General features: G+C 70.6%; 15 protein-coding genes. 11 read left to right on the top strand and 4 right to left on the bottom strand.

Features of this window, described 5'->3' with window-relative positions:
* The first annotated feature begins 8 nt into the window (after positions 1-8).
* From ACWEKR_RS06795 to ACWEKR_RS06785, 3 genes are all read left to right on the top strand, one after another.
* Positions 9-1,184, top strand: a complete 1,176-nt coding sequence (locus tag ACWEKR_RS06795) for an acyl-CoA dehydrogenase family protein (RefSeq protein WP_281877622.1) — start codon at positions 9-11, stop codon at positions 1,182-1,184.
* A 364-nt stretch (positions 1,185-1,548) separates the two neighbouring features.
* Positions 1,549-3,171: an HD domain-containing phosphohydrolase gene (locus tag ACWEKR_RS06790; RefSeq protein ID WP_452353664.1), complete on the top strand. Its 1,623-nt coding sequence runs from the start codon at positions 1,549-1,551 to the stop codon at positions 3,169-3,171.
* Positions 3,172-3,467: 296 nt separating this feature from the next.
* Positions 3,468-3,947, top strand: a complete 480-nt coding sequence (locus tag ACWEKR_RS06785; RefSeq protein WP_452353663.1) for a DUF4254 domain-containing protein — start codon at positions 3,468-3,470, stop codon at positions 3,945-3,947.
* 61 nt (positions 3,948-4,008) lie between these two features.
* Here ACWEKR_RS06785 and ACWEKR_RS06780 read toward each other — a convergent pair whose 3' ends face one another.
* Complete coding sequence (locus ACWEKR_RS06780; protein WP_452353662.1) at positions 4,009-5,397, bottom strand: cystathionine beta-synthase; 1,389 nt, start codon at positions 5,395-5,397, stop codon at positions 4,009-4,011.
* 103 nt (positions 5,398-5,500) lie between these two features.
* Between ACWEKR_RS06780 and ACWEKR_RS06775 the strand changes: the two genes are divergently transcribed.
* The 3 genes from ACWEKR_RS06775 (at position 5,501) to ACWEKR_RS06765 (ending at position 8,373) form a co-directional block, all read left to right on the top strand.
* Positions 5,501-5,962 carry a hypothetical protein gene (locus tag ACWEKR_RS06775; RefSeq protein WP_452353661.1) on the top strand — a complete coding sequence of 154 codons (462 nt, stop codon included), beginning with the start codon at positions 5,501-5,503 and terminating at the stop codon, positions 5,960-5,962.
* A gap of 315 nt (positions 5,963-6,277) precedes the next feature.
* On the top strand, positions 6,278-7,111 hold the full coding sequence (locus ACWEKR_RS06770; protein ID WP_452353803.1) for an SGNH/GDSL hydrolase family protein: 834 nt from the start codon (positions 6,278-6,280) through the stop codon (positions 7,109-7,111).
* 41 nt (positions 7,112-7,152) lie between these two features.
* Positions 7,153-8,373, top strand: a complete 1,221-nt coding sequence (locus ACWEKR_RS06765) for an acetyl-CoA C-acetyltransferase (RefSeq protein WP_159843093.1) — start codon at positions 7,153-7,155, stop codon at positions 8,371-8,373.
* Positions 8,374-8,430: 57 nt separating this feature from the next.
* Here the strand turns inward: ACWEKR_RS06765 and ACWEKR_RS06760 are convergent, their stop codons facing one another.
* A complete protein-coding gene (locus ACWEKR_RS06760; RefSeq protein ID WP_195086000.1) occupies positions 8,431-9,294 on the bottom strand; it encodes a Bax inhibitor-1/YccA family protein in 864 nt (287 codons plus the stop codon).
* Between the two features lie 133 nt (positions 9,295-9,427).
* Positions 9,428-10,579, bottom strand: a complete 1,152-nt coding sequence (locus tag ACWEKR_RS06755; RefSeq protein ID WP_452353660.1) for a class I SAM-dependent methyltransferase — start codon at positions 10,577-10,579, stop codon at positions 9,428-9,430.
* A 295-nt stretch (positions 10,580-10,874) separates the two neighbouring features.
* On the opposite strand from ACWEKR_RS06755, the gene ACWEKR_RS06750 reads away from it, so the two are divergent.
* The 5 genes from ACWEKR_RS06750 (at position 10,875) to ACWEKR_RS06730 (ending at position 20,280) form a co-directional block, all read left to right on the top strand.
* Entirely contained in the window at positions 10,875-11,450 is a 576-nt protein-coding gene (locus ACWEKR_RS06750; RefSeq protein WP_452353659.1) for an AMIN-like domain-containing (lipo)protein, read from the top strand.
* 674 nt (positions 11,451-12,124) lie between these two features.
* Entirely contained in the window at positions 12,125-12,280 is a 156-nt protein-coding gene (locus ACWEKR_RS06745) for a hypothetical protein (RefSeq protein ID WP_452353658.1), read from the top strand.
* Between the two features lie 86 nt (positions 12,281-12,366).
* The gene (locus tag ACWEKR_RS06740) at positions 12,367-12,987 is read left to right on the top strand and encodes a DUF305 domain-containing protein (RefSeq protein WP_452353657.1); all 621 of its coding nucleotides are present in this window, start codon (positions 12,367-12,369) and stop codon (positions 12,985-12,987) included.
* A gap of 137 nt (positions 12,988-13,124) precedes the next feature.
* Positions 13,125-13,676, top strand: a complete 552-nt coding sequence (locus ACWEKR_RS06735) for a hypothetical protein (protein WP_452353656.1) — start codon at positions 13,125-13,127, stop codon at positions 13,674-13,676.
* A 436-nt stretch (positions 13,677-14,112) separates the two neighbouring features.
* Positions 14,113-20,280: an amino acid adenylation domain-containing protein gene (locus ACWEKR_RS06730; RefSeq protein WP_452353655.1), complete on the top strand. Its 6,168-nt coding sequence runs from the start codon at positions 14,113-14,115 to the stop codon at positions 20,278-20,280.
* Positions 20,281-20,286: 6 nt separating this feature from the next.
* Here the strand turns inward: ACWEKR_RS06730 and ACWEKR_RS06725 are convergent, their stop codons facing one another.
* Positions 20,287-20,613 carry a hypothetical protein gene (locus tag ACWEKR_RS06725; RefSeq protein WP_452353654.1) on the bottom strand — a complete coding sequence of 109 codons (327 nt, stop codon included), beginning with the start codon at positions 20,611-20,613 and terminating at the stop codon, positions 20,287-20,289.
* Positions 20,614-20,618 lie beyond the last annotated feature (5 nt).

Raw genomic sequence — 20,618 nt, 5'->3', positions numbered from 1 at the left:
CTGAGCCCATGGTCACCGTGGAAGAACTGTTCGCCACCGATGCGTTGCTGTCCGAGGACGAGCGCGAGATCCGGGACACCGTCGCGGCCTTCGCGGCTCGGCGGTTGCGCCCGCACGTCGCCGAGTGGTTCGAGGCGGGCACCTTCCCGGCCCGCGAACTCGCCCCCGAACTCGGCGAGCTCGGGCTGCTCGGCATGCATCTGGAGGGCTACGGCTGCGCGGGCATGTCGGCGACCGCGTACGGCCTGGCCTGCCAGGAGCTGGAGGCGGTGGATTCCGGCATCCGCAGCATGGTCTCGGTCCAGGGTTCGCTCGCGATGACCGCGATCCACAAATTCGGCTCGGAGGACCAGAAGCAGCGCTGGCTGCCGGAACTCGCCGCGGGGCGCGCGATCGGCTGCTTCGGGTTGACCGAACCGGACTTCGGCTCGAACCCGGGCGGCATGCGCACCCGGGCGAAGCGCGACGGCTCCGATTGGGTGCTCAACGGCTCGAAGATGTGGATCACCAACGGGTCGGTGAGCGACGTCGCGGTGGTCTGGGCGCAGACCGAGGACGAGGGCAGGCAGGTGATCCGCGGGTTCCTGGTGCCCGCCGGGACGCCCGGGTTCACCGCGCGGGAGATGCACCGCAAGCTGTCGCTGCGCGCCTCGGTGACCGCGGAGCTGGGCTTCGACGACGTTCGCCTGCCCGCCGACGCGGTGCTGCCGGGTTCGCGGGGACTGGCCGCGCCGCTGGCGTGCCTGAGCGAGGCGCGTTTCGGCATCGTCTTCGGCGCGCTCGGCGCGGCGCGCGAGTGCCTGGCGGCCACCATCGAGTACGCCAGGACCCGCGAGGTGTTCGACAAGCCGCTGGCCGCCTACCAGCTCACCCAGGCCAAGCTGGCCGACATGGCGCTGGAATTCGGCAAAGGGCAGCTGCTCGCGCTGCACATCGGACGGCTGAAGGACCGCGGCGTGGTGACACCGGAGCAGGTCAGCGCGGGGAAGCTGAACAGCACGCGGGAAGCCATCGCCATCGCCCGCGAGTGCCGGACGATTCTCGGCGCCAACGGCATCACGCTCGACTATCCGGTGCTGCGCCACGCGAACAATCTGGAGTCGGTGCTCACCTACGAAGGCACGGCGGAGGTGCACCAGCTGGTGCTCGGGCGGGCTTTGACCGACGCGAACGCTTTCCGCTGACCAACCTTTTCACACCCGGTCGGGTAGTCGCGGGGGTAACGATCGGCGTCGAGCCCGTCGGCTCGATCGCTTCGCGACCCCGGGGGCCCGCGCCGGCGGTCGGCAGGGGCGCGACGATCGCCCTGAGCCGAGATCGTGGCGGCGGCCGGCCGACGACGGAGGACGAGGAACCGGCAAGGGGCACGAACGGTGCTGATGAATTGCCGAATCCCGTCCCCCGGCCGCATCCCGCCGAATATGCCCTGCCGAAGCCTGCCGACTGCCCGGCAGCCGATCGGACGCCCGTCCGATCCGGGCGCGGATCCTTCTCGCGCAGAACCGATTCGAGCCTGCGCGAGCAACGGACGGACACTACTGTCGGTGCATGTCGTCGATCCGCGCCGCCGAAGTTTTCGCGGCACTGTCGCTGACCACCGATCTCGCCACCGGGATGCCGTTGGAGAAGGGGCTGGCCACCTGTCTGGTCGCCACCGGCCTCGCCGAGCGGATCGGGCTGCCGGAGGCCGAGCGCAGCGCGGTCTTCCACGCCGCGCTGCTCGCCGACCTCGGGTGCACCGGCCGCGCCTCGGAGAACGCGCAATGGTACGCCGACGACATCGCTTTCCAGCGCGCGTGCCACGTGCTGGATCCGGGTGATCCCGCCGTCTTCACCGCCCAGCTGCGCCGATTCGGCAATTGGGCGCCCGCCGCCCAATCGGCGCTGCGCAATCGGTTCGTCGCGCAGTCGCAGACCGCGCCGCCGCAGGAGCTGCGGTCCTCGGGCGAGATCGTCCGGGCGCTCGGGTCGCGCCTGGGCCTGCCGGATGCCGCCGTTCGCGCGCTGACCGAAGTGGAGGAACGCTGGGACGGGCTCGGCGCGCCGAACCGGCTACGCGGGGAGGCCATCTCGCTCCCTGGCCGAATCCTGCACGTGGCCGAACAGGTGGTACTCGCGCTCGATACGGCCGGTATGGAACCCGCGACCGCCCCAGCGCCGATCGCCCCGCGCGACAGCGAACCGACGGGCGAGGCCGCCGAGCACGGCCGGGCACGTCCCGCCGTTGGCCTCATGGCGAGGCGGCCGGAGGTCGTCGAGGAGTTGCGGCGACGAGCCGGCGGGCACCTCGACCCCGACCTGGTGGCCGCCTGCGACGCCGACGCCATCCATGCGATGCTCGACGTTCCCGACCTGCTCGCCGCCGTCCTCGCCGCGGAACCAGGAACGCCGTCGACGCTTCCGGCCGCCGAACTCGAGCGCCCCGGCCTGGCGATGGCGATGGTCGTCGACTTGAAAGGTCGCTACCTACTGGGTCATTCGGCGCACGTGACCGGGTTGGCCGACGCCGCAGCCGCTGGAATGGGCCTGCCCGCCGACGATCGGGCGGCACTGCGCGCCGCCGCCCTGCTGCACGACCTGGGCCGCGCCGCGGTGTCCAGCGCGGTCTGGGACCGCGGCGGCCCGCTCGGTCCGCAGGACTGGAAACGTGTTCGGTTGCGCGGCTATTGGACCGAGCGCATTCTGCGCCGCTGCCCCGGACTGGCGGATCTGGCCGATCTCGCCGCAGCGCACCACGAACGCCTCGACGGCAGCGGCTATCCCCGAGGCAGGCGAGACACCTCACCCGGGGCGCGATTACTCGCGGCGGCGGACGTTTTCGCGGCCTGTACCGAAGCGCGGCCTTATCGCCCGGCCGCACGCCTCGCGGAAGCCGCCGCCCACCTCGGGGCCGAAGTCGCCGCGGGCCGACTCGACGGTGCGGCCTGCGCCGCCGTCATCGCGGCCGCCGAGGACCGCACCGGCCCCGCGGGCCACGACCTCTCGGAAATCGAGATCGCCGTGCTGCGCCGGTCGGCTCGTGGCCACTGCGGCCGGGAGATCGCCGCCGCACTGCTCCTGCCGGAACGCACTGTCGCACATCACCTCTCCGAACTGCGTGCCAAGACCGGCCACCACACCCGGGCGGGCGCCGCAGTCTTCGCCATGTCGCACCGCCTGCTTCCCGGCTGAGCCGTTCCTGTCCCGGATGCTCCCCTTGCCCAGCCGGACTCGCGTGAGCATGCGCGCGGGCTCGGCGGAGACCTCCTCACACGACTCGGCGCGGGGGCGGTAGAGGATTGTTACCTCTTGTCATTCACATGCCATATAAGTGTCACCACCAGGCCAAGGGGCACGCGGATGATATTGGGGGAACCGGGCATTGGGGCGATGCCTCCACCGTCACACCACTGGAGGTGCACAGATGCACACGTCGACGATAGACCCTCGCGCGATGCGTACGGTTCCGGAAGCGCTGGGAGCCGGCCATGTTCGTGCGTGACCATCTGCCCCGGCGCTCGCACGGCGGCGCCCGGCCGCTGCCGGACCAGCGCGAATTGGTGGCCGCCTTCGCTGGTCATCCGGGCGAGCCGGAAGATGACCACCCGCTGCTCGGGTGGGCCGGGACACTGGCGGCGCTGCACCGAAGGCGTCACCTCGACCCGCTGGCCGCGGCCGGAATAGATTGCCGCCGAGCCGAACTCGTGGCCGCTATCGACGCCTGGGTGATCGACCAGCTGCCCAGGAAGCGGGCGACGGAGCACCTGCGCGCCGAATCCGTCGGCGCCACGGTCGACCGCATGGCCGCCGCCCACGTCCACGCCAGCCACCTGCTGCACACCGCCGACAAGGTGTCCGACGCCCGGGTGCACGCCGCCTGGTACCGGCTGGCCCTGCTGGCCGACGAATGGACCGACCTGGTCACCGGCGGCGTGCGCGAGACGGTGCGCGGCAGGCGCCCGGCATAGGCCACGCCGCACTCGCCGCCCTACGCGGTGCGGCGAGCCTGCTCCGTAATTCGGTGTCCGGCTACTTCCCGATGCTGCCCGTGCTGAGGAAGCCGAGCAGGTCGTGGCGGGTGATCACGCCGACGGGCTTGCCGTCCTCGACGACCATCAGCGCGTCGGTGTCCGACAGCACCTTCGTCGCGGCGGAGATGGGCTCGCCCGAACCGATCAGCGGGAACGACGGGCTCATGTGCTGGGCCACCGAGTCGGTCAGGTGCGCCCGGCCCTCGAAGACCGCCGACAGCAGATCGCGTTCGGACACGCTGCCCGCGACCTCGCCCGCCATGACCGGCGGCTCGGCGCCGACCACGGGCATCTGCGACACGCCGTATTCGCGCAGGATCTCGATCGCGTCGCGCAGCGTCTCCGATGGGTGCGTGTGCACCAGGTCCGGCAGCTCGCCGGACTTGCCCCGCAGCACGTCGCCCACGAGCGGTTCGGCTGTGCCGTCCAGCCGCTCGCGCAGGAAGCCGTAGGAGCTCATCCACTCGTCGTTGAAGATCTTCGACAGGTAGCCGCGCCCGCCGTCGGGCAGCAGCACCACAACCACCGCGTCGGGATCGCGCCGCGCCACCTCGACGGCGGCGACGACGGCCATGCCGCAGGAACCGCCGACCAGCAGGCCCTCCTCGCGGGCCAACCTGCGGGTCATGTCGAAGGAATCCGCGTCGGAGACCGCGATGATCTCGTCCGGAACGGCGGGGTCGTAGGCGGACGGCCAGAAATCCTCGCCGACGCCCTCGACCAGGTAGGGCCGCCCGGTACCGCCGGAGTACACCGACCCCTCCGGGTCGGCGCCGATGATCTGGACCTTCCCGCCGGAGACCTCCTTGAGGTAGCGGCCGGTGCCGGTGATGGTGCCTCCGGTGCCGACGCCCGCCACGAAGTGGGTGACCTTGCCGTCGGTGTCGCGCCAGATCTCCGGGCCGGTGGTCTCGTAGTGGCTGTCCGGACCGCCGGGGTTGGAGTACTGGTCGGGCTTCCACGCGCCGTCGATCTCCCGCACCAGGCGGTCGGAAACGCTGTAGTAGCTGTCCGGGTGATCCGGCGGCACCGCGGTCGGGCAGACCACGACCTCGGCGCCGTAGGCGCGCAGCACATTGCGCTTGTCCTCGCTGACCTTGTCGGGGCAGACGAACACGCAGTTGTAGCCGCGCTGCTGCGCGACCAGGGCGAGGCCGACGCCGGTGTTGCCGGAGGTGGGCTCGACGATGGTGCCGCCGGGGCGCAGCTTGCCGGACTGCTCGGCGGCATCGATCATCTTCACCGCGATCCGGTCCTTCGAGCTGCCGCCCGGGTTCAGGTATTCGACCTTGGCCGCGACCAGTCCCGCGTTCGGTCCGACGACCGAGTTCAACCGGACCAGCGGCGTGTTGCCGATGAGATCCACGACATGATCCGCGATGCGCATGGACCCCATAGTTGCAGACGCACTAACTGTGAGTTCGCGCACGCCACGTGCAGCGGGCGCGGACTACCGGCGAACCGCCCCCCGTGGCCTTAGGATCGCTGCCATGAGGCAGCCGAACATCGCCCGCGCCGCAACGATTCTGGCCGGATCCGCGGTGGCCCTGGTGGTCGGATCCGGCGCGCACGCGGAGGCGGCGACCGTCGAATTCCCGCAAGTGCCCACGCTCGCGCGCGGCGGTCTGTGCTGGACCAGCATCCGCACCTGGGCCGACACCGGGCCCGAATGGCCGGGGCGCGCCATCCTGAACGTCCGGGCGCTACCCGTCAACGGCATCGGGCCCGGCATCTATCCCCTGGCGCCCCTGTGCGAGGTCCGCACCACCGTGGCGTGGCGCAACGTCAGCACCGGCGCGACGGGTAGCTACGACAACGTCGTGGTCACCGGAATCTACGGCAGCATCCAGTACGCGCTGTTCCAGGACACCGGCCCCGGGCTGGTGGAGGTCACCGTCTCCACCGACGCGGCGAGCATCCCCGCGCGCGGCAGCTTCGTGGTTCCTGGCTGAGGTCAGCCGGTCCACGGACTCGGCACGCCCGTAGACAGCTCCACGGCGTGGCGCTTGGTGGTTCCGTTCCGCGGCTCGCGCCGTTCACGGTCCGATACCGGCCGACGCGCCGCTTCGCCCCACGCGGGCCACGATCGCTGACCTGTCCGGGGAACCCGAACCGCCCCACCGGCGAGCAGGGCCGCCGGGGCGAGGCGGGCGCCCGACGAGCGCCGATTCGTCGGCACTCATCGTCCGGCGGGATTTCGTAAAATCGCTGCCGTGAGCGCACCTCGATCTCGCCGGCGCGCCGCGGCGATCACCGGTGCGGCGGCCATGCTCGCCGGTTCCGGGGCGGGCACCGTGTGGTGGGCGACCTACCGCCTGCTCATGGCGCAGGCGGGCGTCGCGCGCGGGATGATCGGCCGGGACACCTCGAAGCCGCCGGAGGCGGACGGCATCTACACCGCCGACTGCGCGGAGCCCGAGCCCTGGCGCACCGGCAAGCACGCCGACCTGCACCTGATGATCTTCGGCGACTCCACCGCGGCGGGCCTCGGCTGCACGGTGGCCGACGAGGTGCCGGGAGTGCGCCTGGCCCGGGGTCTCGCCGAGGCGACCGGGCAGCGGATCCGCCTGAGCACGAAGGCGATCTCCGGCGCCACGTCCAAGGGCCTGGCCGGCCAGGTGGACGCGATGTTCATCGCGGGCCCGCCGCCGGATGCCGCGATCATCCTCGTCGGCGCGAACGACGTCACCAAGAAGCACTCGATCCGCGCCTCCGCGCGCAGGCTCGCCGCCGCGGTCGCCCGGCTGCGCCGCGCCGACGCGGTGGTGGTGGTCGGCACCTGCCCGAATCTCGGCACGGTGGCGGCCATTCCCCAGCCGCTGCGGATCGTCGTGCAGAACTGGAGCGTGCGATTGGCGAAGGCGCAGCACGTCGCGACGACGGTCGCGGGCGGGCACCCGGTGCGCATGGGCTACCTGCTCGCGCCCGAGTTCCGCGCCGCACCAGAGCTTCTGTTCTCCGCCGACGGATTCCACCCCTCGGCCGCCGGCTACGAACTGGCCGCGGCGCAGTTGCTCCCGGTGTTGCTGGGGGCACTGGGCGGGACGGGCGCTTCCGGTACTCGGCAGGGCGACGTAGATTCGGTACGAACCCGCGAGTAACAACTCCGGTTCGCCAGAACCGTCCGACCCAAGGAGTCCTCATGCCCGAGGCCGTCATCGTTTCGACCGCACGCTCTCCGATCGGCCGGGCCCGTAAGGGTTCGCTGGTCGATATGCGGCCCGACGATCTGACCACGCAGATTGTGCGGGCAGCGCTCGACAAGGTGCCTGCCCTGGACCCCGCCCAGATCGACGACCTGATCCTGGGCTGCGGCTCGCCGGGCGGTGAGCAGGGCTTCAACATCGCCCGCGTCGTCGCCGTCCAGCTCGGCTACGACTTCGTGCCGGGCACCACCGTGCACCGCTACTGCGCTTCGTCGCTGCAGTCCACCCGGATGGCCTTCCACGCGATCAAGGCGGGCGAGGGCGAGGTGTTCATCTCCGCTGGTGTGGAGACCGTGTCGCGGTATGTGAACGGCTCGGCCGACAGCTGGCCGAACACGCAGAACCCGCTTTTCGCCGAGGCGCAGGCGCGCACCGCGAAGACCGCCGAGGGCGGCGCGGGCATCTGGCACGACCCGCGCGAGGACGGCCTGATCCCGGATGTCTACATCGCGATGGGGCAGACCGCCGAGAACGTGGCGACCTCCACCGGCATCACCCGCGAGGACCAGGACCGCTGGGGCGTGCGCTCGCAGAACCGCGCCGAGGAAGCGATCTCCAGCGGTTTCTTCGAGCGGGAGATCACCCCGGTGACGCTGCCGGACGGCACCGTGGTCAGCAAGGACGACGGCCCCCGCGCCGGCGTCACCTACGAGGCGGTCTCGGCGCTGAAGCCGGTGTTCCGGCCGGACGGCACCGTCACCGCGGGCAACTGCTGCCCGCTCAACGACGGCGCGGCGGCGCTGGTGATCATGAGCGACACCAAGGCCAAGGAACTCGGGCTGACGCCGCTGGCGCGAATCGTGTCCACAGGTGTGTCCGGCCTGTCGCCGGAGATCATGGGCCTTGGCCCGATCGAGGCGTGTAAGCGCGCGCTGGCGCTGGCGGGCAAGACCATCGACGACATCGATCTGGTCGAGATCAACGAGGCGTTCGCGGTGCAGGTGCTCGGTTCGGCGCGGGAGCTGAAGATCGACGAGGACAAGCTGAACGTCTCCGGCGGCGCGATCGCGCTGGGCCACCCGTTCGGCATGACCGGCGCCCGGATCACCACCACGCTGATCAACAACCTGCAGACCCACGACAAGCAGTTCGGTCTGGAGACGATGTGCGTCGGCGGCGGCCAGGGCATGGCGATGGTCATCGAACGCCTGAGCTGAGCCGCAGACGGAGAAGGGCGGTCGCCGGAGATCCGGCGACCGCCCTTCTCGCTATGGCTAGTCGTTCTGGAAGTAGCTCAGCAATCGCAGGATCTCGACGTACAGCCAGACCAGGGTGACGGTGAGACCGAGAGCGACGCCCCAGGCCGCCCGCTCCGGGGCCTGCGCCCGGATCAGCTGATCGGCGGCGTCGAAGTCGAGCAGGAAGCTGAACGCGGCGATGGCGATGACCACCAGGCTGAACACGATCGCCAGCGGGCCGCCGTCGCGCAGGCCGAGGCCGCCGTCGATGAAGAAGCTCGCGACCAGGTTGCCCAGCATCAGCACCAGGATGCCGATCATGGCGCCGACGATGATCCTGGTGAAGCGCGGCGTCACCCGGATGGCGCCGGTCTTGTAGACCACGAGCATGCCCGCGAAGACACCGAAGGTGCCGAGCACCGCCTGGCCGATCAGCGCGCTACCGCCGACCCCGCCGAACTCGACGTTGGTGAACATGAACGACAGCGCACCGAGGAACAAGCCCTCTGCGACGGCGTAGGACAACACGAGCACCGGGTTGTCCATCTTGTTCGCGAAGGTCGCGATCAGCACCAGCACCAGGCCGACCAGGCCGCCGACGATCACGAACAGCGGCGCGAGCGAGGTGTTCGCGTTGGTGAGGCCGTAGGAGACGATCGCGGACAGAGCCAGCACCGCCAGGGTGATGCCCGTCTTGGTCACCACGTCGTCGATGGTCATCGACCGCGTGGTGGGAGGAGCCTGCTGGTAGGGCTGGGGGTACTGGCCGTGCTGCTGCGGGTACTGGCCGTACTGGTTGCCGAACTGTCCCGCGGAGGTCACGCCGGAACCGAAGCTGGCGTATCCACCGCCCTCCTGCCTGGGCAGGTTCCTGAAAACCGGATTGCTCGTGGTACGCATGAACGGCGTCCCTTTCTGGAGTCGTTGCCGCTGTTCATCGAGTTCGTTCCCTCGATATCCAACTGCCCTGTCCAACGTTTGTCATCCGTCGCGAGTTCCCGGGGGAGTCTCGTCGAGCCGGACAATTCGGACTCTACCGCTGTCGCGGGTCGTGTAAGCCACGCACCGAACGAGTCACGGTGAATTTCCGGTTGCGGCCCATCACCTCGGTCCGGCCCACCATCCGTTCGACCACGGCCCGATAGTTCAGATGTGAGTTGTACACCGTCCACAGCTCACCACCCGGGCGCAGCACCCGCCCGGTCTCGGCGAACATCTTGATCGCCGATCCCGTGTGCACGGCCGCGCCGACGTGGAAGGGCGGATTGCACAGCACGAGGTCGGCGCTGTTGTCCGCGGCCGATGACATAGCGTCGTCGCGTACCACGCACACCCGGTCGGCGACCCCGTTCGCCTCGGTGGTGGCTCGCGCCGACGCGACCGCCGCGGCGGATTGATCGGTGGCGATCACCTTGATGCCCGGCCGCACCGTCGCCAACGCGACGGCCAGGATGCCGGTGCCGCAACCGAGATCGATGGCGTCACGCGCGTCCGGCTTCATCAGTCGCAGGTGCTCGAGCAGGAACCTGGTGCCGATGTCCAGGCGCGCGCCGGAGAAGGCCGCCCCGTGCGCGACCACCTCGAATCCGAGCTCGTCCAGCCGCTCGCGCACCGGAAACGCCTGTTCGGCCACGGGTTTCGGACCGGTGACCAGCAGCGTGCGTGACTTCTGCCTGCCACGGCTGGCGCGCACCTCGGAGAACGACTGCGCGAGAACCTCGTTCATCGACTTGGTCAGATATTTGTCGCGCCCGCCCGCGTACACCTCGACCGCCGGATCCGCGTAGCGGGCGATGGCGTCGGCGACCTCGGCCAGCCCGGCGAGTACACGGGGCAGGCGGAGCAGGACCACCTGGGCATCACGCAGCAACTCCGGACCGAGGGGATGCGCCGTGTAGCGATCCGACAGTCCCGCCGCACGAGCGTTGTTGGCGAGGGCGAGTTCGCCCGTGAGCAGGTCTTGATGCACCCTGACGTCGCGCAGATCATGCCCCGCGATGGCGCCGAGGGTCAGCGCACCATAGGAGTCGCCGATAACGGCTACTTTCCCGCTATCGACGGTCGACAGGGCGTCGGCCGCGACGTCGAGGATCAGCCGATCGGCGGCGTCCACCGCGTAGAGGTTCAGCGCCTCCACGTCCGGATACCGCCGCAGCCGGCTCAGTACGTCCTCGACATCTCCCACACCTCAAGTGTGCTAGATCGTTGCCGCAAGACCGCGCCCACCCCGGCCAATCGATGCCGCCATGATTCCGGCATCGCGGCTTGGGCGCTGAACCGAGTCGGGACAGGACTTTTCGCCGCTGCTTCGAGCAACAGTCGCACGGGGACGAGTCGACCGCTTGCCGACCGCGTCCGAAAGAGCAAGCGCGTGCGCGGCGTACGGGTGCCCTCACGTCTCGGATGAAAGCTACGGGCGAATCAGCCGCAACGCGCTCCGGTTACGCCATCCGACGCGTTGTGCTGAGTAGCATCTGCCCATGCGCAACAGGATGGTGTTCCTGGCCGCAGCCGCGACGGCACTGCTCACCGGCTGCGGTGACGGCGGGGCGGGGCCGGGCCTCCCGGTCGCCTCGACGACACGGACGTCGGCCGCCGCGGCGCAGGCCCCGGTCCCGGGCGACGCCGCGCCGAAGCAGGGCAAGCCCTCCGGCGACGCGGCGCTCACGGTGACCGATGTCCGCCTGGGGCGTCAGGCCGGTTTCGATCGCGTGGTCTACGAGCTCGGCGGCGTCGGCACCCCCGGCTGGGTCGTCCGGTACACCGACCGCGCCGTGCAGGACGCCAGCGGCAATCCCGTGGACGTGGCGGGCCGGTCGATCCTGGAAGTGCGGATCCTCGGCTCCGCCTATCCGTTCGACAGTGGCGTGACACCGTACGCGGGCCCCGACCCGGCGGTGGATCCGGAGGTCACCGGCATCGCGGGTGTCTATCGGACCACGGTGTACGAGGGTGTCACCCAGTCGTTCATCGGCGTGCAGGCCGACCGGCCCGCGTTCACCGTCACGGCGCTGGCCGACCCGACCCGGCTGGTCGTGGACATCGCGAGCCCGTAGATACCGGTACCGCCAATGGGTATGACCGGCAACACCGGCTAGACTCGGTACCCGTGGCCGATCACCGCAGACTCCGCGCCGCCGGGCCGCCCCGGCTGGTCGGGCTGCTGACGCTCCTGCTCGGAGTCGTCGCCATGCATTCGGTGGTCTTCGGAGCCTCCGAACACGCCCACATCGCCGGTGCGCACGTCGCCACGAAGCTCGCGTCCGCGGCAGCGCCCGGCAGTCCTGGACGGACTGCCGCTCCTCGGCACGTCACCGGTCACGAAGCGACCAGTTCCCACCATGCGACATCGCCACGCCCGGACAGCGCTGCGAGCGGCCACGACCGACTTCGGCCGCAGGACCCCGCCCGCGTCGCTGACGGTGATTCCCTCCGCGCGGCGCGTACGCCGGTGATCGCGCCCGACGATTTCTTCGCCGCGCGAGCCATCGTAGACACGGCAGTACACGCCGAAGTCGGGCGACCGCTCGCCGTCACCGCATCGCGGACCGGAACCCCGCGAGCACACGCAGCCCCCGCATCACGGACCGGAACCCCGCGAGCACACGCAGCCGCGTCACACAGCGCAACCGCACCGGCCCTCGTCACGACGAAGCTCGCCCATTGCGCAGGCGGCGGGTGCGACGGGGGCCACGGCACGCAGCACGGCTGCGTCTTCATCCTGGTCGCTTTGCTCGCGCTGGCCGCGTTGGTGCTGCTGTACCGGATGGCGGTCGATCGCCCCGGCGCCGGTGCGGCACGGCCGCGGCACTGGCGGGCACGGCGCGAACGACCACCGCCCTGGACCGTGCTCACCTTGGCCGAACTGGCGATTCTGCGGATCTGACAGGTCCGCCGCGGCCGTGTGTCCGAACCACGGTCGCGGCCTCGTCGACTCCGTCCTCCGAACTTCGCCCCGCACAAGGAGCACCCATGTCCATCACCCGTACCCGCTCGGTCCTCGTCCTCGCCGCGATCGCCGCGGTGAGTCTCGCCGGATGCGGCGACGCCGAAACCGGGCACACCACCGAGCACGGCACCTCGACAACCATCTCGGCCGGCCCGAGCACGTCAGCGCGCAGCGACTACAACGACGCCGACGTGACATTCCTGCAGATGATGTATCCGCATCACGCCCAGGCCGTCGAGATGGCGCAACTGGTGCCGAGCCACACCGACAACCAGCAGTTGCGGGCGCTCGCGACGCAGGTCGAGCAAGCACAGGCCCCGGAGATGCAGCAGATCACCGCCCTGTTGCAGAGCTTCGGCAAGCCCGCGCCCACCACGAGCGAGGGACACGGCGGCCACGGCATGCCCAGCATGCCGGGCATGATGTCCGCCGAACAGATGGCGGCGCTGCGGGCGGCATCCGGTCCGGATTTCGACCGTCAGTGGCTGACCATGATGATCGATCACCACCAGGGCGCGATCGCCATGGCCGAAACGGAGCTGGCCGACGGCCGGAACGCCGAGGCCAAGGGGCTCGCGCAGGCGATCATCGCCGCCCAGCGGGTCGAGATCGAGCAGATGCGGATCATGCTCGGCCAGAGCTGACCCGGTCACCGCGCCGATATCGGTTGACCATCGATATCGGCGCGGGCGCGCGTGTCCCGTCCGCACAACGTACGGTCGGATCGTCCGGCTCCGTCCATCCGTCCCGGCCGGACGTCCGAGGGGAGTGAGGGCCGATCATGCGACGACTCGAACGCGCGAGCCTATCGGCGGCCGCGACGGCCATCACGGCGGGCGTGCTGCTCATCGGCGCCTGCGCACAGCAAGTCTCCGGTACGGCGGAGGTGAATCGGACCGACCTCGCGGCGTACGCCTCCGAGGTGACCTCCTCCTCGGCCGCCGCCTCCTCGTCCCGGGCCGCCGCCGTCGAACGCGCGACCGGCTCGGCCTGCGACGCCTTCCTGGCCGCGAACGGCAGCTCGGTACGGGCATTCAACGACTACATCGATGCCAGCAACACCAAAGGGCGCGCAGATGCCGAGACCAACGGCAAAGCGGACACCGCTGTCTCGACGTTGCGCAACAATGCGCGCTCGGTCGACCAGAACGTGACCAGAGACGTGCCGTCCGCGATCGCCACCTCGCTGCGCGCCTACCGCGACGACACCAACGCCCTGGCCGACACGCTGGCCCGCCGCGCCGACACCGACACCCTCAACACGGCGATCGACCGGTTCAACGCCACCAAGAACAGCGCGCTGACAGCCTGCCAAGGTCACGGCACGCGATGACCGGCACCTGTTCCGGCCGGTAACCGGCACAAGACCGCACGCTGACGCTGCGGGCGCACACCCGCGACATCACGCTCGTCGCCGCGGTGGTGGGTGCCCGCTCCGGTGCTGTCGCCCAGCAGTTGGCCGACGACCGGGCACAGCGCCGGACCTGTCGCACCGAGGACGAATGGCGGCCGTCGCCCTTACATCCGCGAGGTCATCGCGAACGTCGCGAATCCCCATTCGCCCGCCATCCGCGCGACGCGGTGGACCAGGACGCGGACGACCGTTCCGTCTTCGGACTCCCCTGCGTGCCGGACGGCATCGCCGCGCACGCTGGCGGGTCACCGAGCGCCGACGAAGCGGGCGGGCGGCTCCTTCTCATCGGTGAGGAATCGCCCTGTGCCGCTATAGCATCTGGCGCGTTTACTGCCACGCGGAACGGGACGAAGATATGACCAGCGGTATCCGGAATCCCCGCCCCTCCGCCCGGAACGGCCGGCGCCGCAGGTCGGCCGACTCGGCAGCACCGACGTTCGCCGCGCTGCTGGCCGCAGCGGCGGAGCACAATCCCGACGGCATCGCGGTGCGGTCCGACGACACCGAGATCACCTACCGTGACCTCGACGCCGAGTCCTCCCGCCTGGCCCGCACGCTGCTGGCGGCGGGCGCTGGGCCGGAATCGACGGTAGCGGTGACACTGCCGCGTTCGCTCGATGCGGTGCTCGCGGTGTGGGCCATCGCGAAGACCGGCGCGGCCTTCGTCCCCATCGATCCGGCACTTCCGTTGTCTCGCATCCGATTTCAAGTTTCGGACAGCGGCGTCGTGCTGGGCTTGACGCGCACCGAACATGCGACCGCGCTGCCCGCCGAGGTGCGCTGGCTGGCGTTGGACGATGCCGAGGTGGCCGCGCAGGTGGCGGCGAACCCCGCGAGTCCGATCGCGTATTTCGAGCGCCCGGTACGGCTTCGGCCCGCCCACGCGGCCTACGTGATCTACACGTCCGGATCGACCGGACGCCCGAAAGGCGTCACCGTCACCCACGCCGGGCTCGCCCCGCTGTGCGCCGAACTGGCCACCCGGCACGCGCTGGACAAAGACGCGCGCGTGCTGCACTTCGCGTCACCCAGTTTCGACGCCTCGATCCTGGAGTTGCTGCTCGCGATCTCCTCCGCCGCCACACTCGTGATCGCCCCGCCGACCCTGTACGGCGGCGCCGCCCTGGTGGAACTGCTCGCGCGGCAGGCCGTCACCCATGCTTTCCTCACCCCGTCCGCACTGGCCACCATCGAGCCTGCCGGACTGCCCGCCCTGCGCTCGGTCATGGTCGGCGGCGAACCCTGCGCCCCGATGCTGCCGCGGCACTGGGCGACCGGAGGGCGCCTGTTTCACAACGCCTACGGCCCGACCGAGTCCACCATCGTGGCGACGCTCAGTCCGGCGTTGTCACCGGACGCACCGGTCACCATCGGGTCCGCTGTGCCCGGCATGCGCTGCCAGGTGCTCGATCATCGGCTGCGGCCGGTCGGCACCGGCGTCGTCGGCGAGCTGTACGTGTCGGGCCCCGGGGTGGCGAGGGGATACCACGGGCGACCCGATCTGACCGCGCAACAGTTCCTCGCCGACCCATTCGGACCGCCCGGCTCCCGGATGTACCGCACCGGCGACCTCGTCCGCCGCACCACCGCCGGCGCTCTCGACTATTTCGGCCGGGCCGACGACCAAGTCAAGATCCGGGGCTTCCGGATCGAACTCGGCGAGATCGACGCGATCCTCTCGACCCAGCCGGGCGTGCGGCTGGCAGTGACCGTCGACCGCAAGACCGCCTCGGGCGAGACCACGCTGGCCGCCTTCGTCCAACCGGAACCGGGACACGCCCCCGACACCGCGGCCCTGGCCGACGCGCTGACCGCACTGCTGCCGAAATACATGGTGCCGAACACGATCACGGTCGTGGACCGGATTCCGCGCACCCCGACCGGTAAGGCCGACCGGCCCGCGCTGCGCGTGCGTGCCCTCGACGAGCCGGACCATCGGCCCGCCGCCGACCTCGGCGAGGAAACGGTCGCCGAGGTGTTCGCCCGCGTGCTGGGCCGCGAGCGGTTCAGCGCCGACGCCGACTTCTTCGCGGCGGGCGGCAATTCACTGCTGGCGACCCAGGTGGCCGCGCGCCTGAGCGAAACCTGGCGGCTGCGCATTCCGCCGCGGCTGGTGTTCGACCATCCGACGGTCCCCACCTTGGCGAAGGCCATTCGCTCGCAGCAGTTCGACACGGCCCGCCCGGTGCTGCGCGCGCAAGCGAGGCCGCAGCGCATCCCGCTGTCGCCCGCCCAGTTGCGGTTCTGGTTGCGCAACCAGTTCGACACGACGTCCTCGGTGGACAACATCGGCTTCGCCCTGCGGCTGTCGGAACTGGACGTCCCCGCCTTGCGCGCGGCGTTCGCCGACACCGTCGAACGGCACGAGGCGTTGCGCACGAAGTACCCGGCCGACGAGACCGGGCCGCGCCAGCTGATCCTCGACACCGACTGCGTGGTGGACGATTTCGCGGTCGAGGAACTGCCCGACGAGGCGGTGCCCGACCGGGTACGTGCGATCCTGCGGCACGGGTTCGACGTGTCCGCCGAAGTGCCGCTGCGCGTCCGGCTGCTGCACACCCCCACCGAATACGTCCTGGTCTGCGCTCTGCACCATATCTGTGCGGACGGGTCGTCGCTCGCGCCGCTGGCCCGCGACGTGGCCATGGCCTACGCCGCCCGCAGCGCGGGCGCCGCGCCGGCCTGGCAGCCGCCGGATGTCCAGTACGCCGACTACGCGCTGTGGCAGAAGGACTTACTCGGTTCCCGCGACGACCCGGAGTCGCTGCTGTCGCGACAACTGGCGTACTGGACCGGAGAGCTGGCCGGCCTGCCCGACGAACTCGATCTGCCCGCCGACCGGCCCCGCCCGCCGGTGGCCACACTGCGCGGCTCGGCCACTCAGCGGTCGGTGCCCGCGACCCTGCACCGTGACCTGCTCACGCTCGCCCGCGCCCACCGGGCGACGCTGTTCATGGTGATGCGCTCGGCGCTGGCGGTGCTGCTGGCCCGCCTGTCCGGCAGCACAGACATCGCGATCGGCGTGCCGATGACCAATCGAGCCGAGCCCGCGCTCGCCGATGTCGTCGGCATGTTCGTCAATACGACCGTCTCCCGGACCAGGATCGAGCCCGCGGAGCGTTTCACCGCTCTGCTGCGCCGCACCAGGGAGCGGGACCTGGTCAACTTCGCGCACTCCGAGGTGCCCTTCGAGCACGTGGTCGACGCGGTCGATCCGACCCGCTCGCCCGGACGTCACCCGCTCTACCAGGTCGGCTTCGCGTTCCAGAACTTCACGCAGGCCACCCTCGAGCTGTCCGGGCCGAGCGTGTCGTTCCTCGACGTGGACGCCGACACGGCGAAGACCGATCTGCACATCGGAGTGGTGGACACCCGTGACGACGACGGCGAGCCCGGCGAGATCATCATCCGATTCGGTTACAGCACCGACTTGTTCGACGAGCACACCGTGCAGCGCTTCCTGGACGGCTACATCCGCATCTTGCGGCAGGTCGCGGCCGAGCCCGGGGCGGTCGTCGGGGATATCGACATCATGGACCCGGTCGAGCACAAGCGCATCCGGTCGTGGGGCGCCGGAGCCGGGCACGCCGTCCCGGCCGAGCTGCTCACCGCGGCGACGGCGCGGCATGCCGCGGCGACGCCGGATGCGATCGCCGTGGTGTGCGGGCCCGAGACGCTCACCTACGCGCAACTGTGCGAGCGCTCCGCGCGCCTGGCCCGCTGGCTGATCGAGCGGGGCGTGGGGCCGGAGAGTGTGGTCGCGGTGGCGATGCGTCGGTCGATCCAGCAGGTCGTCGCGCTGCAGGCGATCGTGGCGGCGGGCGCGGCCTGGGTGCCGATCGATCCCGGCCACCCGGCCGAACGCATCCGGTACGTGCTCGAGTCGGCGTCGCCACGGTGCGTGCTGACCACCGCCGCGGACGGCTTCACGGTCACCGAGGCGTACGACGTCGATGCCCTGGATCTCGATCGCTTCGGCTCCGCACCGGTGCTCGACGCCGAGCGCCGGGCGTCCTGGCACGCCGACCATCCCGCCTATCTCATCTACACCTCCGGCTCGACCGGTCGCCCCAAGGGAGTGGCGGTCAGCCATCGGGCGATCGTGCACCAACTCGACTGGATGCAAGCCGAATACGGCGTCGACGCCACCGACGTCTATCTGCACAAGACCCCCGCGACCTTCGACGTGTCCCTGTGGGGCTACTTCCTGCCCTTGCGCGCGGGTGCACGGCTGGTACTGGCCGGCCCGGAGGAGCATCGCGACCCGGCGGCACTGGGCCGACTGATCGCCGAGCACCGGGTGACGCTCACCGATTTCGTTCCCGCGATGCTCACGGTCTTCGCCCAGCACGTGACGGATGACGAATTATCCTCGCTGCGAGCCGTTTTCGTCATCGGCGAGGCATTACCTCCGGAGACCGCGCGGGCTTTCGCAAGCGTGTGCGGGGCCGGATTGCACAACCTGTACGGACCCACCGAGGCCGCGGTGAGCATCACGCGGCACGCCGTCTCGGCCGCCGACCACACCTCTGCCACTGTCTCCATCGGCGTGCCGGAGTGGAATTCGCGATGCCAGGTCCTGGACGATCGGCTGCGGCCGGTTCCGGTGGGTGTGGCGGGCGAACTGTACCTGGGAGGCGTTCAGCTGGCCCGTGGTTATCACGGCGCATCAGGCCTGACCGCGGCCCGGTTCGTCGCCGATCCCTCGCATCCCGGCGAGCGGATGTACCGGACCGGCGACCTCGTGCGATGGAACCGCGGCGGCAACCTCGACTATCTGGGTCGTACCGACTTCCAGGTGAAGGTGCGCGGCCATCGCATCGAGCTCGGCGAGATCGAAGCCGCCCTGCTGACCGATCCGGCGGTGGGCCGCGCCGCAGTCGCGGTCAAGGGCTCCGACGCCGGAGACCGGCTGGTCGGCTACGTGGTCGCCGCGCCGGGAGCCACGGTCGATCCGGACGCGGTGCGGCACTCGGTCGCTCGGGTGCTGCCCGGCTACATGGTGCCGTCGGCGGTGCTGACGCTGGACGCGTTCCCGGTGAATACCAGTGGGAAGCTCGACCGAGCCGCGCTACCTCAGCCGGTGTTCGCCGCCCGCACCGAGGTACGCCCCGGCACCCCACTGGAGCGCGCGATCGCGGAAGTCTTCGCCGAGGTGCTCGCGGTGTCGCCGATCGGCGTCGGCGACGACTTCTTCGAACTCGGCGGTTCGTCGCTGCTCGCGTTCACGCTGCACCAGCGGCTATCGGACCGGCTGCGGCGCGACGTGCCGATGTCGGCGATCCTCGCTGCTCCGACGGTGGGCGGCCTCGCGGCGCGGTTGGCCGGTGCGTGCGCCCCCACCGCTCCCACGCCGGAAGGCGACGCCGTGTTGGAGCCGGAGATCGGCATCGGTGGATGCCGGCCTGCGCACACCGGGCCGCCGCAGGAGGTGCTGCTGACCGGCGCGACCGGCTTCCTCGGCGCCCACCTGCTGCAAGAACTGCTGGACCGCACCGACGCGCGGGTGTGGTGCGTGGTGCGCGCCGACGACGCCGAGGAAGGCATCGACCGGATCCTGGCCGCGCTGAGCCACTACCGGCTCGCCGGGACGACCGCCGCGGAACGGATCGTCGTCGTCGCGGGAGACCTCACCGCGCCGCGCCTCGGCCTCGGCCCCGCCGACTACGAGTGCTTGGCCGACAGCATCGACGCGATCTACCACAACGGCGCGCGCGTCAATCACGTCGACCCCTACGCCCGGCTCCGGCAGGCCAACGTCGAAGGCACGCGAGAACTCCTGCGGTTGGCGACGACACGGCGAGTCAAGCCGTTCCACTTGGTCTCCACCATGGGCGCGGCCGTCGCCGCGGCGCCGGATTCGCCGGTGGTCAGCGAAGACGTGCGGCTGGGCGCCGATCAGGTGTCCGGCAACGGCTATCTCGCGTCCAAATGGGTCGCCGAGGAACTGGTCCGCCAGGCCGGCGAGCGCGGCGTGCCCATCGCCATCTACCGCCCGGGCACCATCTGCGGGTGCCCCGAGGTCGGCGTGAACAGCCCGCAGGATTCGCTGTGGAACATGGTGCGAGCCGCCGCGATGCTCGGCATGGCGCCCGACGTCGGGGACGCGACCGTCTCCTTGGTTCCGGTGAGCTACGTGGCGGGCGCGATTGTGGAGATCTCCGTCCGGCCGCGCTCGCGAACCGTCTATCACCTGGTCAACCGAGCGCCGGTGGCGGTCGGCGAGATCCTCGCGAGTCTGCGAGCGCACGGGCTCCCGCTGGCGACGATGCCGGCGGACACCGTGCGTGCGGGCCTGGACAGGGAAGCGCGGCGGCGCGACGCTCTCGGCGACGATTCGCTGGTGCGTGCGGCACTACTGAGTCATGACTTCGCCCGGCTCGCCGGTCATCTCGACTGGGACGACGAACACGCGCGCGCCGCACTGGCGGGCACCGGGGTGGATTGCCCTGCGGTGGACCGCACGGTGGTGGACACCTTTGTGCGGGAGTTCATCGACTCCGGTTTCCTGCCTGTGGATTGAGGATTCTCAGTACCCCGGCGGCACGGCGGCGGGTTCTGCGGTGCGCCTGCGGGCCTTGGCTCGTGCGCGCACCTGCTCCAGCACGATCATGCCCACACCGGCCACCAGGAAGACGGCCGCGATGATCGCGGCGACGACGGACGAACGGGCCGGCCCCGAGGCCGCCAGCACCGCGGCGGCTATCGCACCCACCGCCGCGAGCAGCAGCAATCCGTACCCGGCCCAGTTCCTGGTGTCGGCCAACGTCGATCCCGGCGGCGGCGCGGGGTCGCGCGCGATGTCCGGAGCGTCATCGATGGGAGGTATCTCCCATGGTCCGTCGTCCGCTGTCACTGGTG

It is taken from the genome of Nocardia sp. NPDC004573 (assembly GCF_053602135.1).
Note: the sequence above shows the minus strand (reverse complement) of the source record. Positions and strands in the feature narration are given on the sequence as shown.

Bases quoted from the DNA above. Each gene is read 5' to 3' on its own strand.
- ACWEKR_RS06760 (WP_195086000.1), bottom strand. From the start codon at position 9,294: ATGCGTACCACGAGCAATCCGGTTTTCAGGAACCTGCCCAGGCAGGAG.
- ACWEKR_RS06770 (WP_452353803.1), top strand. From the start codon at position 6,278: ATGCTCGCCGGTTCCGGGGCGGGCACCGTGTGGTGGGCGACCTACCGC.
- ACWEKR_RS06735 (WP_452353656.1), top strand. From the start codon at position 13,125: ATGCGACGACTCGAACGCGCGAGCCTATCGGCGGCCGCGACGGCCATC.
- ACWEKR_RS06780 (WP_452353662.1), bottom strand. From the start codon at position 5,397: ATGCGCATCGCGGATCATGTCGTGGATCTCATCGGCAACACGCCGCTG.
- ACWEKR_RS06750 (WP_452353659.1), top strand. From the start codon at position 10,875: ATGCGCAACAGGATGGTGTTCCTGGCCGCAGCCGCGACGGCACTGCTC.
- ACWEKR_RS06790 (WP_452353664.1), top strand. From the start codon at position 1,549: ATGTCGTCGATCCGCGCCGCCGAAGTTTTCGCGGCACTGTCGCTGACC.
- ACWEKR_RS06730 (WP_452353655.1), top strand. From the start codon at position 14,113: ATGACCAGCGGTATCCGGAATCCCCGCCCCTCCGCCCGGAACGGCCGG.
- ACWEKR_RS06775 (WP_452353661.1), top strand. From the start codon at position 5,501: ATGAGGCAGCCGAACATCGCCCGCGCCGCAACGATTCTGGCCGGATCC.
- ACWEKR_RS06740 (WP_452353657.1), top strand. From the start codon at position 12,367: ATGTCCATCACCCGTACCCGCTCGGTCCTCGTCCTCGCCGCGATCGCC.
- ACWEKR_RS06795 (WP_281877622.1), top strand. From the start codon at position 9: ATGGTCACCGTGGAAGAACTGTTCGCCACCGATGCGTTGCTGTCCGAG.
- ACWEKR_RS06765 (WP_159843093.1), top strand. From the start codon at position 7,153: ATGCCCGAGGCCGTCATCGTTTCGACCGCACGCTCTCCGATCGGCCGG.
- ACWEKR_RS06785 (WP_452353663.1), top strand. From the start codon at position 3,468: ATGTTCGTGCGTGACCATCTGCCCCGGCGCTCGCACGGCGGCGCCCGG.